This is a genomic window from Bradyrhizobium sp. USDA 4473 (assembly GCF_054063335.1).
Genome location: NZ_JBSSGE010000001.1, coordinates 7,616,338 through 7,630,288, shown reverse-complemented (window position 1 = coordinate 7,630,288; position 13,951 = coordinate 7,616,338). Strand labels below are relative to the sequence as shown.

The 13,951-nt window shown below is 65.2% G+C and carries 14 protein-coding genes; 7 read left to right on the top strand and 7 right to left on the bottom strand.

Annotation, left to right across the window (positions count from 1 at the left end; translation table 11 throughout):
• The first annotated feature begins 166 nt into the window (after positions 1-166).
• Both ACVW17_RS35730 and ACVW17_RS35725 read left to right on the top strand, forming a co-directional pair.
• On the top strand, positions 167-1,381 hold the full coding sequence (locus ACVW17_RS35730; protein WP_456756210.1) for an acyl-CoA dehydrogenase: 1,215 nt from the start codon (positions 167-169) through the stop codon (positions 1,379-1,381).
• 130 nt (positions 1,382-1,511) lie between these two features.
• Entirely contained in the window at positions 1,512-2,429 is a 918-nt protein-coding gene (locus ACVW17_RS35725) for an MBL fold metallo-hydrolase (protein WP_456799012.1), read from the top strand.
• 128 nt (positions 2,430-2,557) lie between these two features.
• On the opposite strand, the gene ACVW17_RS35720 is transcribed toward ACVW17_RS35725, so the two are convergent.
• Together ACVW17_RS35720 and ACVW17_RS35715 are read right to left on the bottom strand one after the other, a co-directional pair.
• On the bottom strand, positions 2,558-3,415 hold the full coding sequence (locus tag ACVW17_RS35720; RefSeq protein WP_456756209.1) for a DUF1499 domain-containing protein: 858 nt from the start codon (positions 3,413-3,415) through the stop codon (positions 2,558-2,560).
• A 307-nt stretch (positions 3,416-3,722) separates the two neighbouring features.
• Positions 3,723-5,351, bottom strand: a complete 1,629-nt coding sequence (locus ACVW17_RS35715) for a fatty-acid--CoA ligase (protein WP_456756208.1) — start codon at positions 5,349-5,351, stop codon at positions 3,723-3,725.
• A 76-nt stretch (positions 5,352-5,427) separates the two neighbouring features.
• On the opposite strand from ACVW17_RS35715, the gene ACVW17_RS35710 reads away from it, so the two are divergent.
• Positions 5,428-6,591 carry an extensin family protein gene (locus ACVW17_RS35710; protein ID WP_456798645.1) on the top strand — a complete coding sequence of 388 codons (1,164 nt, stop codon included), beginning with the start codon at positions 5,428-5,430 and terminating at the stop codon, positions 6,589-6,591.
• Between the two features lie 24 nt (positions 6,592-6,615).
• Here the strand turns inward: ACVW17_RS35710 and ACVW17_RS35705 are convergent, their stop codons facing one another.
• Positions 6,616-7,293 (bottom strand): L,D-transpeptidase, encoded by a 678-nt coding sequence (locus tag ACVW17_RS35705; RefSeq protein WP_456798644.1) that lies wholly within the window; start codon positions 7,291-7,293, stop codon positions 6,616-6,618.
• 336 nt (positions 7,294-7,629) lie between these two features.
• Here ACVW17_RS35705 and ACVW17_RS35700 point away from each other — a divergent pair, with 336 nt between their 5' ends.
• Together ACVW17_RS35700 and ACVW17_RS35695 are read left to right on the top strand one after the other, a co-directional pair.
• Positions 7,630-8,607 (top strand): magnesium transporter CorA family protein, encoded by a 978-nt coding sequence (locus ACVW17_RS35700; protein ID WP_456756205.1) that lies wholly within the window; start codon positions 7,630-7,632, stop codon positions 8,605-8,607.
• Positions 8,608-8,738: 131 nt separating this feature from the next.
• The gene (locus ACVW17_RS35695; protein ID WP_456756204.1) at positions 8,739-8,960 is read left to right on the top strand and encodes a hypothetical protein; all 222 of its coding nucleotides are present in this window, start codon (positions 8,739-8,741) and stop codon (positions 8,958-8,960) included.
• A gap of 127 nt (positions 8,961-9,087) precedes the next feature.
• Here the strand turns inward: ACVW17_RS35695 and ACVW17_RS35690 are convergent, their stop codons facing one another.
• Both ACVW17_RS35690 and pdxH read right to left on the bottom strand, forming a co-directional pair.
• Positions 9,088-9,840 carry an SDR family NAD(P)-dependent oxidoreductase gene (locus ACVW17_RS35690; protein ID WP_456756203.1) on the bottom strand — a complete coding sequence of 251 codons (753 nt, stop codon included), beginning with the start codon at positions 9,838-9,840 and terminating at the stop codon, positions 9,088-9,090.
• Between the two features lie 149 nt (positions 9,841-9,989).
• Positions 9,990-10,631 carry a pyridoxamine 5'-phosphate oxidase gene (pdxH, locus tag ACVW17_RS35685; protein WP_456756202.1) on the bottom strand — a complete coding sequence of 214 codons (642 nt, stop codon included), beginning with the start codon at positions 10,629-10,631 and terminating at the stop codon, positions 9,990-9,992.
• Between the two features lie 108 nt (positions 10,632-10,739).
• Here pdxH and ACVW17_RS35680 point away from each other — a divergent pair, with 108 nt between their 5' ends.
• Both ACVW17_RS35680 and ACVW17_RS35675 read left to right on the top strand, forming a co-directional pair.
• A complete protein-coding gene (locus tag ACVW17_RS35680; RefSeq protein WP_456756201.1) occupies positions 10,740-11,147 on the top strand; it encodes an RT0821/Lpp0805 family surface protein in 408 nt (135 codons plus the stop codon).
• Positions 11,148-11,271: 124 nt separating this feature from the next.
• Positions 11,272-12,228, top strand: coding sequence for a DnaJ C-terminal domain-containing protein (locus ACVW17_RS35675; RefSeq protein WP_456798643.1), 957 nt, complete (start codon positions 11,272-11,274; stop codon positions 12,226-12,228).
• A 387-nt stretch (positions 12,229-12,615) separates the two neighbouring features.
• Here ACVW17_RS35675 and ACVW17_RS35670 read toward each other — a convergent pair whose 3' ends face one another.
• Together ACVW17_RS35670 and ACVW17_RS35665 are read right to left on the bottom strand one after the other, a co-directional pair.
• On the bottom strand, positions 12,616-13,380 hold the full coding sequence (locus ACVW17_RS35670) for an anti-sigma factor family protein (protein WP_456756199.1): 765 nt from the start codon (positions 13,378-13,380) through the stop codon (positions 12,616-12,618).
• An 81-nt stretch (positions 13,381-13,461) separates the two neighbouring features.
• Complete coding sequence (locus tag ACVW17_RS35665; RefSeq protein WP_021076763.1) at positions 13,462-13,950, bottom strand: sigma-70 family RNA polymerase sigma factor; 489 nt, start codon at positions 13,948-13,950, stop codon at positions 13,462-13,464.
• Position 13,951: the final 1 nt, after the last annotated feature.

Genomic DNA, 13,951 nt, shown 5'->3' with positions numbered 1-13,951 from the left:
GCGCGAACCCTCAGGGGCGCAATTGCGCCCCGAGAATCTCGAGATTCCGGGTCTGGTGCTCGCGCACCATCCCGGAATGACGGTGAGAGGATCACCAATTGCGCTTCGCAGCTGAGCGCTTTAATTTACCCGCCAATTTCCGAGTGATGATGCGAAAGGATGTTTCATGAGCGTGCGCCCCCAGTCCAAGGACAAGCCGGCTGCCGCCAGCTTCCAGTGGGATGATCCCTTCCTGCTTGACGACCAGCTCACTGAAGACGAGCGCCTGATCCGCGACACCGCGCGGGCCTACGCGCAGGACAAGCTGCTGCCGCGGGTCACCAAGGCCTATCTGGAAGAGAAGACCGACCGCGAGATCTTCAACGAGATGGGCGAGCTCGGCCTGATCGGCGTGACGCTGCCCGAGGAATATGGCTGCGCCAATGCGAGCTACGTGGCCTACGGCCTCGTCGCACGCGAGATCGAGCGCGTCGACTCTGGCTATCGCTCGATGAACTCGGTGCAGACCTCGCTGGTGATGTATCCGATCTACGCCTATGGCGACGAAAGCCAGCGCAAGAAATATCTCCCCAAGCTTGCCACCGGAGAATGGGTCGGCTGTTTCGGCCTGACCGAGCCGGATGCCGGTTCCGATCCCGGTGGCATGAAGACCCGCGCCGAGAAAGTCGCCGACGGCTACAAGCTGAACGGCGCCAAGATGTGGATCTCGAATGCGCCGATCGCCGACGTGTTCGTGGTGTGGGCCAAGTCGGCAGCGCATGATAACCAGATCCGCGGCTTCATCCTCGAGAAGGGCATGAAGGGCCTGTCGGCGCCGAAGGTCGGCGGCAAGCTCTCATTGCGCGCCTCGATCACCGGCGAGATCGTGCTCGACAATGTCGTGGTGCCGGAAAGCGCGCTGCTGCCCAACGTCTCCGGCCTCAAGGGCCCGTTCGGCTGCCTCAACCGCGCCCGCTACGGCATTTCCTGGGGGGCGCTCGGCGCCGCCGAGGACTGCATGCACCGCGCGCGCCAGTACACGCTCGACCGCAAGCAGTTCAACCGGCCGCTGGCCGCCACCCAGCTGGTGCAGAAGAAGCTCGCCGACATGGAGACCGAGATCGCGCTCGGCCTGCAGGCCTCATTGCGCGTCGGCCGCCTGATGGACGAAGGCAAGATGGCGCCCGAGATGATCTCGATCGTCAAGCGCAACAATTGCGGCAAGTCGCTCGACATCGCCCGCATGGCGCGCGACATGCACGGCGGCAACGGCATCCAGATCGAGTATCACGTGATGCGGCACGCCGCGAACCTCGAGACGGTGAACACCTATGAGGGCACGCACGACGTCCACGCGCTGATCCTCGGCCGCGCCATCACCGGCATCCAGGCGTTTTCGTAAGGGACACTGCTCCGACAGCGTAGGATGGGTAGAGCGAAGCGAAACCCATCTTACTGCCCGCCATGCGGCTCGCATGATGGGTTTCGCTGCGCTCTACCCATCCTACAAGATCGCACTCCGGGCACTCACCATGGCCGACAACGACGACATCCCGTTCAATCGTGATTTTCCGCTGAAGCCCGGCGTGGTCGAGCAGGTCCGCCCCGGCGTCCGCCGCGTCCTCTGCAACAATCCGAGCCCGTTCACCTTCACCGGCACGGTCAGCTACATCGTGGGCGAGGGCAAGGTCGCGATCATCGACCCCGGTCCCGACGACGCGGCGCATGCGAAAGCGCTGCTCGATGCGGTCAAGGGCGAGACCGTGACCCACATCCTGGTCACCCATACCCACCGCGACCATTCGCCGAACACGCCGCGGATCAAGGCCGCGACCGGCGCGCCTGTTTATGCCGAGGGGCCGCATCGTGCCTCGCGGCCGCGCTTCGAGAGCGAGAAGCACAATCCGGAATCCGGCGCCGACCGCGATTTCCGGCCGGACATCGCGGTCAAGCACGGCGACGTCATCGAGGGGGCAGGCTTCGCGCTGGAGGCTGTCGCGACCCCCGGTCACACTGCCAATCATCTGGCCTTCGCGTGGACCGAGCGCAGCATCAATTTCGTCGGCGACCATGTGATGGGCTGGTCGACCTCGATCGTGGCGCCGCCGGACGGCTCGATGATCGACTACATGGCCTCGCTGGAGCGGCTGGAGCAGCGCGCCGAGCAGCTCTATTTCTCGGGCCACGGCCCGGAGATTCCGGAAGGCCCGCGCTATGTCCGTTTCCTGGCGCGGCATCGCCGTGCGCGCGAGGCGTCGATCCTGCATCGGCTCGGCAAGGGCGAGGCCGACATCCCGACCATGGTGCGGGCGATCTATATCGGGCTCGACCCGCGCCTCGCCAACGCCGCCGGCTATTCGGTGCTGGCGCATCTGGAGGACCTGGTCGCGCGCGGCGTCGTGGCGACCGACGGCGATCCGGTGATCGGTGGCACGTATCGGTTGGCGTAGGGACGCTGTCCATTCGTCATTCCGGGGCTCGCGAAGCGAGAGACCGGAATCCATTTCACCACATCACTTGCGGCCCGATGGATTCCGGGCTCATCGCTGCGCGATGCCCCGGAATGACGGAGAGAGATTTATTTCTTCACCGTCTTCGCCGGCGGCGCCTTGGGTGCGACCGGAGCCGCCTTCTTCGCCGGCTTGTCCTTGTCGTTTTCCGCCGCGGTGTTGAGGTCCTCGATCAGCTTCTTGACCCGCGCGGCATTGCTGCCGAGATCGGTGTCGAAATAGCGCGAGGCCGAGCGGATATCGACGCGGGAATCCTCGTCGTCGGGTGTCACCCGGATCGCGACGTCCTCGCGGAAGCCCATGATCGGTGTGCGCGCCACCGCTTCGATGCGGCCGATATTGCGCGGCGGCTGCGGGGCGCGGGCGTCGATGACGAGCCATTTGCGGCGGTTGACCAGCCGCAGCGCCAGCTCGTAGGCGCGGTCGGCCGGGACCTCAAGCTCGACCGTCTCAATATCCGGATAGGCGGCGCGCTGCCGCTCGGCCGAAGCGAGGCCCGCGTAGGCGGCGGGATTGGTGCCTTCCCCGGTGCGCAGCCGCGCCAGCGCCTCGAATCTCGGCGGGTCGATCGCGTCGGTGGTGACGTCGTAGAGTCGCGGCAGCTTGCGATACTGATAGGTCAGGTAGGCCGGGTAGGCGAGGATCGCGGCGTCGATCAGGAACGCGAGCAGGATCCGGCCCATGCCGCGGGTGCCGTTCTGCCAGATCGCGGCGAAGGCGGCCAGCCCAAGCAGGACCGACAGGCCGGCCAGGCCCAGCGCGCCGAAGAAGGTCGCCAGCGCCGGCTTGACCTCCAGGAACCCGAAACGGACGATCAGGATCGAGACCACCACCGCGACGACGGAGAAGATCGCAAGGTTGCGCGACCAGGTGGCAAGACCGGACACGGGCTCCTGCTGGTAGGGAGCGGAAAACCTGCGCGCCATCGTCGAAAAATCTGCCGGTTGAGAAGTCCCGGCGACCTCGGCCGCCGCCAATGACCGTGTGAGACCACGGACCTGCGGCGAATTCAAGGGATTTGGGCGGGTGTCTTATGCTCCGTTGGAGGGCAGGGCGATCGCACATCGCCGGCCTCCGCACCGGCGCACGGCCAAAACATCGAAAACAACCCCATGCAAAGGAGCCGGCGGCGTATGCCGGCCCCACCTCGGTTCGCATTCCGCTGCGCGTCATGCGAACCGATCCCGGAGCGAGCTGCGCTCGTCTCGACCCCCTCCGGGGAGATAAGGGAGCCTACGCCGCAGCGGTCGGGAAGGTGTAGTCCTTGAACTGGTCGCGCAGCGCCGTCTTCAGGATCTTGCCGGTCGCGGTGTGGGGAATGCCGTCGACGAAGGCGACGTCGTCGGGCATCCACCATTTGGCGATCTTGCCGTCCATGAACTTCAGGATGTCCTCCCGGGTGGCGCTCTGGCCCTGCTTGAGCTGCACGATCAGCAGCGGCCGCTCGTCCCATTTCGGGTGATGGACGCCGATCACGGCGGCTTCCGCGACCGCCGGATGGCCGACCGCGAGGTTCTCCAGATCGATCGAGGAGATCCACTCGCCGCCGGACTTGATCACGTCTTTGGAGCGGTCGGTGATCCGCATGTAGCCGTGCTCGTCCATCGTCGACACGTCGCCGGTGTCGAAGAAGCCGGCATCGTCGAGGATGTTGGCATCGACCCGGAAGTAGGCCTTGGCGATCGCGGGACCGGAGACCTTGAGGCGGCCGAAGGTCTTGCCGTCCCACGGCAACTCCTTGCCGGCATCGTCGGTGATCTTCATCTCGACGCCGAACGGCGGATAGCCCTGGGTTTGCAGGATGTCGAGCCGCTCCTCGCCGCTGCGATCGGTGAACGGCGGCTTCAGCGTCGCCAGCGTGCCGAGCGGACTCATCTCGGTCATGCCCCAGGCGTGGCGCACCTGGCTGCCCATGTCGAGGAACGCCTTGATCATCGAGCGTGGCATCGCCGAGCCGCCGCAGATCACCATCTGGAGGTCGGGCAGCTTGAGATTGTTGGCGGCCATGTATTGCAGCAGCATCAGCCACACCGTCGGAACGCCGGCGGTATGGGTGACCTTCTCGGTCGACAGCAGCTCATACACCGAGGCGCCGTCGAGCTTCGGGCCGGGCATCACCAGCTTGGTGCCCATCGACGGTGCCGAGAAGGCGATGCCCCAGCTGTTGGCATGGAACAAGGGCACCACCGGAAGCATTGTGTCCGATGCGGAGGTGCCGAGCGCGTCCTTCGAGTTGGCCATCAGCGCGTGCAATACGTTGGAGCGGTGCGAATACAGCACACCCTTGGGATCGCCCGTCGTGCCGGAGGTGTAGCACATCGCCGCCGCGGTGTTCTCGTCGAAGCTCTTCCACTCGAACTTGCCGTCGGATGCCGCGATCCAGTCCTCATAGGCGACCGCGTTCTTCAGCGTGGTCTGCGGCATGTGCGCCTTGTCGGTCAGCACCACGTAGCGCTCGACGCTCGGCAGCTGGCTTGCGATCTTCTCCAGCACCGGAACGAAGGTGAGGTCGGTGATGACGATGCGGTCCTGGGCGTGGTTGACGATCCAGGCGATCTGTTCCGGAAACAGCCGCGGATTGACCGTATGGCAGATCGCGCCGATCCCCATGATGCCGTACCAGACCTCGAGGTGGCGCCAGGTGTTCCAGGCGATGGTGGCAATGCGGTCGCCGAGCTTGATGCCGTCGCGCTCCAGGCTCTGCGACACCTTCAGCGCGCGGGCATGGATCTGGGCGTAGGTGGTGCGATGGATCGGGCCTTCGACCGACCGCGTCACGACTTCCTGCGTGCCGTGATATTTCGCGGCGTGCTCAATAATCTTGTGGCACAGCAAGGGCCAATCTTGCATCAAGCCAAGCATACGCAACTCCCTCCTCGATCCTCACGCATGATCTGCCGGCATCTTGGACGGCCGGTAGTAAAATCATGGAACTGACATGAACTGTAGCGCGGAGAAAGCAAGCCGAAAATGGCCTGATGGCGCGTTTCGTCGCGCCTGCGCGGCAATGGTTACCGCTACCGCCGCGCTGCTTTGCCTTGGCATGCAAGCGGGCCCCGCTGCGGCCGCCCGCGGCGCGCCGAGCTTCCCGTGGGACGATCTGTTCGGCACAAGGCCGCACCGGGCGCACAAGGCCGTGCGCCGCTCCGCGGTGCCGCTGCCGAAGCCGCGCCCCGCCGAGGCGCCGGCGGCATCCGAGGCACCGGCGACCGCTGAGCATGAGCCGTCTGCGGCCGCGACGCAGCGGCCTGCCGCGCCTGCCGAAGCGGCCAAGCCGGCTGAAGCGGCCAGACCGGCCGAGCCGCCCAGGCCGCAGCTCTCGGCCTGCCGGCAGGCGCTCACCGAGGAGATCGCGATCGCACCGAGCATTCCGGATATCCACGGCGCCGGCGGCTGCGGGGGCGAGGACCTCGTGCGGCTCGAGGCCATCGTGCTGGCGGACAAGCGCAAGGTCGCGGTCAAGCCCGCGGCGATCCTCCGCTGCAAGATGGCCGCCGCAGTCGCGGACTGGGTCCGCACCGATATCGCGCCGCTGGCGCAGAGCTTCGGCGGCGAGATCAGCAATCTCGACAATTTCGACTCGTTCGAATGCCGCGGCCGCAATCGCGTCGCCGGCGCACAACTTTCCGAACATGCCCGCGCCAATGCGCTCGACGTGCGCGCGTTCGGTCTTGCCAACGGCAAGTCGATCTCGCTGACCGATCGCAGTGTGCCGCGGACCCTGCGCGAGACCGTGCTGCATTCGGTCTGCTCCCGCTTCTCCACCGTGCTCGGCCCGGGCTCGGACTGGTACCACGAGGACCACATCCATCTCGACCTGATCGAGCGCCGCAACAATTACCGGATCTGCCAGTGGAACGTGTACGACCCGCTGCCGCAGGTCGCGCCGGTATTGCCGGCCGAGCGGCCTGAGGAGGCGCCGCCGCGCGAGGTCGCTGCAAAATCGGACGTGTCCAAGCCGGACGCATCGAAAGCCGACCGCAGTAAGGCCGATGAGCCGGATGCGGCGAAATCAGACGATGCGGCCGCGCCCGATCATGCTGCCGAAACCAAACCGCAACCGCAGCCAACAAAAAAGCGCCGGCACAGCCGGCGCTTTTGATCTCGTCCGCGTATCTGGTGCGGTTCAGTAGGTGACGTTGCCGCCGCCCTGCAGCGCCATCTGCGGCTTGTAGGGGGAGTCGCCATGCTTCGGCTCCAGCACCACCACGATGGTGCCGAGCTTGACGCGGTTGTAGAGGTCGATGACGTCCTCGTTGGTCATGCGGATGCAGCCTGAGGAGATCGACGAACCGATGTATTCCGGCTGGTTGGTGCCGTGGATGCGGAACAGCGTGTCCTTGCCGCCCGAGTAGAGATACATCGCGCGCGAGCCCATCGGATTGTCCGGGCCCGGGGCCACGAAGGTCGGCACGCCGAGGCGCGAGATCTCGCCGGGAGTGGGGTGCCAGGCCGGCCATTCGGTCATGCTGCCGACCTTGGCGATGCCGGACCAGGCCATGGCTTCTTCACCGACGGTGATGCCGTAGCGGATCGCCTTGCCGTCGTTCAGCACGTAATAGAGGTAGTGGTTGTCGGAATCGACCACGATGGAGCCGGGGGCTTCCTTGCGGTGATACTCGACGATGGCGCGGCGGAACGGCTCGGCGACCGGGGTCTTGACGTAGGTGGTCTTGGCCAGCAGTTCCTTGTCACGCGGCTTGAACGCAGCGGTATTGGTTGCCTCGTAGGTCGTGGCCTGCATGCAGCCCGACAACATCAGGCCCGCAGCCAGGATCCCGAAGGTAACTTTGAGCGACGACATGATTACATTCCAATCGAAAATCCGCGCCCGAAAGCGCCAACATTACGCCCCAAACGCCACGATTCCATGAGGGGCATTATCGCTGAAACCTGTCGTTCTTCCCAGACTTTAGATGGCTTTCCCGCATCGCGGGACGTGATCTGTGGCTTTTTTGCCGCAACTGTTCTGGCGTGGGTCGATTTTTTGTGCAAACAGGCAACGGTCGTCGAGTCGAAGCTCCCTCACTGCCACCTGGCCGCCACAAATATGGACGCCCGGTTAATGCCGCGGTCATGAAGCGCCCGCCAGAATCGGGCTAAGTCGGCGGTCCTGCGAGCCTTTTTTGTGGAGTTCGTGATGCTGTCGGTGTTCGTTCCCTCCGATTTCTCCCTCAAGAAGGTCGCCGCCACCGACCTCGGCGCGCTGCCCGAGGGCGCGGTCTGGGTCGATCTGGTGAACCCGACCGTGGAGGAGGACCGGGCCGTCGAGAAGCTCGCGGGGATCGCAGTTCCGACCCGGGAAGACATGCAGGAGATCGAGATCTCCAGCCGGCTCTATATCGAGAACAGCGCGCGCTACATGACTGCGACGCTGATGTGCCATTCCGACACCGACATGCCGCGCACCACGGCGGTCACCTTCATCCTGACCAGCCATCGCCTGGTCACGGTGCGCTACGACCTGCCGAAACCGTTCGCGCTGGTCGAGAACAAGCTGGCCCGCGCCTGTTCCCCCGGCATCACCGGCGAGCAGGTGCTGATGGAACTGCTGGATGCCGTGATCGACCGCTGTGCCGATCTGCTGGAGCGCTGTGGCGCCGACATCGACCAGGTCTCGCACGACATCTTCGAGCCGGAGAGCGAGCGCCACGGCCACGCCAAGCAATATTCGCAGATCCTGATCGCGATCGGCCGCAAGGGCGACCTGACCTCGAAGGTTCGCGAAAGCCTGGTCTCGATCGGCCGCCTCGTCACCTTCCTGTCCGCGATCGTGGAAGGGGTGAAATGGTCCAAGGACATGCGCGAGCAGCTCAAGACCATGCAGCGTGACGTGGCCTCACTGACCGATCACGCCTCCTATCTCTCCAACAAGATCACCTTCGTGCTCGACGCCATGCTCGGCGTGGTCAATCTGGAACAGAACAACATCATCAAGCTGTTCTCGGTAATGGCGGTGGTCTTGATGCCGCCGACGCTGATCGCCTCGATCTACGGCATGAATTTCAAGATCATGCCGGAACTCGAATGGACGCACGGCTATCCGTTCGCGCTGGTGCTGATGCTGATCGCGGCGATCGTTCCGTACTGGATTTTCAAGTGGAAGAAGTGGCTGTAGCGCTTGTTCCATCGTCGCGTTTTGGGACGCGCTTTTCTGCCTTATTTCCTCTCCTAAAATTTGAGCGTTGCGCTGAACGTTTGGGCGAAACTTGTCTGCGATAACGCCCGCCTCGAAGCCGGAGGACAGCAATGGTTGAGAAGATCATAACGCCACGGCGTAACGTCATCGACTTTGCGCGCTATCAACAGGACCGCGCAGCAGGCAAGGTGCAGGCGATCTCGCCGAGACTTTGCCGTTACTGTGACGCGGCGCTGCTTGATGGCGAGGACGAAGACGACTGCTCCAGCGCGCTGAACGACGTCGCGCTGCGGCAAACTGAGAAGAAGTCACGCCGGTTTTACGCCGACTAGAGGCAGAAGCCTCGTCCGCGTCGTTACGCCTGCCATCGAAGCAATCCCTCTATCACGGCCGCGGCGGCGGCCGGGATCGCCTCGAACCCCTCGCTTCCTTCCCCGGAATCACATCCAAGCCCGAAGCTCAGACGTGCTGGCCACCATTGATGTGGATCTCGGCGCCGTTCACGTAGGAGCTGGTCTCCGTGCACAGCACGTAGATGATCTTGGCGACCTCGTCGGGGGTGCCGAGACGATGCATCGGGATCTGCTGGTCGACGATCTTCTCGGTGCCGGGCGACAGGATCGAGGTGTCGATCTCGCCGGGCGCGATCGCGTTGACGCGAACGCCGACGCGGCCGAAGTCCGATGCCATTTCGCGCGTCAGCGCCGCCAGCGCCGCCTTCGACGTCGCATAGGCCGCCCCCGCGAACGGATGCACGCGCGAGCCGGCGATCGAGGTGACGTTCACCACCGCGCCCTTGGCGTGCTTCAGCTCCTCGATCAGACCGCGCGCGATCATGATCGGAGCGAAGAAGTTGACGTGGAAAACGTGATTCCAGGTCTCGACGTCAGTGTCCATGGTGCCAAGCCGGCCGCCGCCGGGCGCCTTCGGCGAGATCGCGGCGTTGTTGACCAGCGCGTGCAGCTCGTCGTTGTCGAGCCGCCGCCGGATCTCGGAGATCGCGCGCACGGTGTCGTCATGGCTGCCGAGATCGACCTCGATGTGGTCTTCCGGCCCGGCGCCCCACGGACAGACCTCGGGGAACGCATGCCGCGACAGGGTGATGACGCGCCAGCCGGCGGACGAGAACCGGATCGCTGTGGCGTGGCCGATGCCGCGGCTCGCGCCGGTCAGGAGCAGCGTGCGCCGCGGCGCATTGGAAGGGCGGGTCATCGACGGGGTTCTTTCGTTTTCGTCATGCGCAGCATCGTGCCGGGCATCGACGTCCTTGAACGATGGAGGATCAAGCCGTCGATGGCCGGGGTCATCTTACACGAAGACGCGCTTCGTACTTTCGCCCTTCCATGACGGTCGCGGCTTTTTCAGGGATAGAGCCGCACCTTCGACCAGGCGCTGCCGGCGCCATCGCGGCGGAATTCGATGCGGTCGTGCAGGCGATACGGGCGGTCGTGCCAGAACTCGATGCGCTGTGGCGTGATCCGCCAGCCGCTCCAGCCCGGCGGCCGCGGCACCTCGCCGATGACATATTTCGCGCCGGCCTTGGCGATCGCCTGCTCGAAGGCGAAGCGGCTCTCCAGCGGCTGCGACTGCTTGCTGGCCCAGGCGCCGATCTGGGCCTGCTTCGGCCTTGTGGCGAAATAGGCGTCGGCCTCGGCATCGGTGACCGGCGCGACCGGCCCGCGGATGCGCACCTGGCGGCGCAGCGATTTCCAGTGAAACAGTAAAGCCGCCTTAGGATTTGCGGCCAATTCGCGGCCCTTGGCGCTGGCAATGTGACTGTAGAACACGAAGCCGTCGGCATCGAAGCCCTTCATCAGCACCATCCGCACGTCGGGCAGGCCGTCGGCGTCGACGGTCGACAGCGCCATCGCGTTCGGATCGTTCGGCTCGGACTTGACCGCTTCCGCAAACCATTCGCCGAACAGGGCGAACGGCTCCTCCGCCGCGGTGAAATCACCCGATGTTAACGGTGTCGGGTGTTTGATGGAGGTCGTGTCGGTCATGTCAGGAGTCCCGATTTGCATCCGCCCGCGTCAGACAACGCGTTACTGGCCCTATATAGGGCATGGGGGCGCGTTGTCCTATCGGTGATCCGTCCCGCGGGCGCGGTGGTGACCTTGATCGTTGTCGGCGTCGGCGCCAGCGGCTGCAGCCTGTCGCGCACCGATGCCTTCGCCAAGATCGACGACAAGGATGTGACGGGCTCGATCAGCCCGACTCTGGTCAACGCGCCGATGCCGACCGACAGCGATCTCGCCTTCGCCCGCAACGCCGCCTCCGACGTGCTGACCAAGGGCGACAAGGATTCCAGCCAGCCTTGGGAAAACCCCGAAACCGGCGCGCGCGGCTCGGTGACGCCGCTGGCCCAGGCCTATTCGGGCGAGGACGGCAAGACCTGCCGGGATTTCCTCGCCAGCTATGTCAACGGAACCACCGAAAGCTGGCTCCAGGGCGCCGCCTGCAAGGCTGGACAAGGGCGGTGGGAAATCCATAGTTTGAAGCCGTGGAGAAAGTCCTGAGGTTCCGGCTGGAGTCGGTCCAGGACTAGTTGCAAAAATGCCACTGACCCCCCACATCAAGGCGAGGTGGGCCCAGATCGGGTTCCCAGCCAGAATCGATTTTCCCGTGAAGGAGACGTGACGGATGCGCGACCCCTATGAGGTCTTGGGGGTGCAGCGGAGCGCCAGCGCTGCGACGATCAAGAGCGCCTATCGCAAGCTCGCCAAGAAGCATCACCCCGACAACAACAAGAACGACCCGAAGGCGGCGGCCCGCTTTGCCGAGATCAACACCGCCAACGAGATCGTCGGCGACGAGGACAAGCGCAAGCAGTTCGATCGCGGCGAGATCGATGCCGAAGGCAAGCCGCGCTTCCAGGGTTTCCCGGGCGGCGGCAGCGCCGGCGGCCGTGCCGGTCCGGGCGGCTTCGAGTACAGCTTCCGCGGCGGCCCCGGTGGCGGCATGGGTGGCGGCAGCTTCGAGGACATCCTCAACAGCATGTTCGGCAATGCCGCGCGCGGCGGCGCCCGCGCGGGCCGCACGAGCCCGTTCGAATTCGATGGCGGTGGGGTCGGCGTCGACCTCGATCTGTCGGTCGCGATGACGGTCTCGCTGGAGGAATCGGTCAGGGGCGGCGACAAGCGCGTCCGCCTGCCGACCGGGCGCGAGCTCAACGTCAAGATTCCGCCCGGCGTCACCGCGGGCCAGCAGATCCGGCTGAAGGGGCAGGGCGACACCGCGCCGGGCCATCCGCCCGGCGATCTCCTGATCACGATCTCGATCGCGCCGCATCCGTTCTTCAAGGTCGACGGCAACGATCTCAGGATCGATCTGCCGGTGACGCTGTACGAGGCGGTGCTGGGCGGCAAGGTGCGGGTGCCGACGCTGGGCAGCGCGGTCGAGCTGTCGATCCCGAAGAACACCTCGAGCGGCCGCACCTTCCGCCTCAAGGGCAAGGGGCTGCCGAAGGCGGGGGCTGTCGGCGACCTCTACGTCACCACCCGCATCATCCTTCCCGATGGGAACGATGCCGAGCTTGAGGCATTGATGCAGACGTGGCGGGAGCGTAACCCCTATAATCCGCGCAGCGATCTCGGCTGACCGCCGAGGCGCGTCCCTAAGACGCGAAGACGCGAAACTGCAACTACCCCGGACTCTATCGGGGTAGACGCGGCGTCGTGAGCGCGTCAAAGGATGACCGGCCGTCCGTACTCCTGGTCTGCGGCGTGCAGACCGGATGGCGGAAAAAGGAGTGCGGCCTCGAGAGGGGGACCAGCGCGGTACACAAAACCCCAATCGAGGCCGCGTGCGCCGATCGGCGGATCGGGCGCTGATCATCTTCGCGTGAGCATCCGGTGCGATAATGAGACGCGGCAATGACGCGAATCGAAATTTTCAATGTCGGAATTGGGACGCTGAGTGAGGCTGGATTCACTTACTCGAAACGGCACAATGTCGCGACACGATCTCCCGTAGAATTACGGAAGATCAGCCGCCGCTCTTCTCCATCTGATCGTATACGGCCTGCGCGACCTGGTTCAGCCGGCTGCGGTCGGTGCCGCCGCTGACCACATAGGCAACACCGCGATCGGCCCAAAACAATGCGCCGTCGCTGCCCTGCACGGCGTAGCGCATCTGGGTCGCCTCGGTCTTGGCCTTGGCGGTATAGACCGTGAAGCGCTCGCCGGACGTGCTCTCATACATCAGGAACGACGCCGGCCCGCTCGGCCCCGGCAGCAGGCGGCCGCCGACCAGCTTCAGCCCGCTGAGCTCCGGCGCCCGGACGTCCCAGCCGCAGCGCTTGGTCAGCCATTGCTGCAGATGGTCGCGCTCGCTGCCGGGCACCTCCACGGGATGCCGGACCTCGACCACGTAGAGCCGGTGCGCATCGAGCGCATCAAGCGTGAAGCTCTGGAAGGTCGATGGTGCAGCCGTAGCGCCGCGCGCGATCCAGCCGACGCTGCCGCCGGCGATGAAGGCGACCAGCGTTGCCGCCACCGCGCCATAGACCCAGCGGCGCGGCTGGCGCACCAGCCGTTCGAGCTCGAGCCGCTTCGGCACCGCCTCGTCCAGCACGCCGTCGTAGCGCGCATGCAGCGTCTCGGCCATCGCGCGCCATGACTGCACCCGCGCCGCGTCGTCAGGATGGGTGGCGAGCCAGGCCTCGACATCGCCGCGGCGTTCGGCCGGCAGCTCGTTGTCGACGTAGGCGTGCAGCTCGTCTTCGGTGACGGGGATGTTCGGGTTCGTCATATCAGTCGTCTCTGCCAAATCCTGTTCGAAAATCGTTCAAGCGAAACAGCTCAAGCGAAATGCCTGCCATCGCGCACGTTATCATTTCACCCGCCTCAGCGCCGGGCGCTGGCCCTCGATCGAGGCCCGCACATGGGCGCGTGCGCGGGCGAGGCGGGACATCACGGTGCCGATCGGTACGCCCTGGATGTCGGCGACCTCGCGGTAGCTCATGCCCTCCAGCATCACCAGCAGCAGCACCGAGCGTTGCTCCTCGACCAGCGTCGACAGCGCGCGCTCGATATCGCGTCCCTCGGCCTCGGTGCCGCTGGCATCGGCATTGTTGTCGAGCAGCGGCATCAAAGGCGGCCGCCGCGCCAGCGAGCGCCTGCGGTTCTTGTTCAGGTTGGTCAGGATCGTATAGAGCCAGCTCCTGACGTCGCCGCCGAGAAACAGCCGCTCCGAGCGCAGCGCCCGCACCAGCGTGTCCTGCACCAGATCGTCGGCGATATCGGTGTCGCGCGTCAGCGCCCGCGCATAGCGGCGGAGCGCCGGAATCATGGCTTCGACACTTTGGCGAAACGCGGTCATG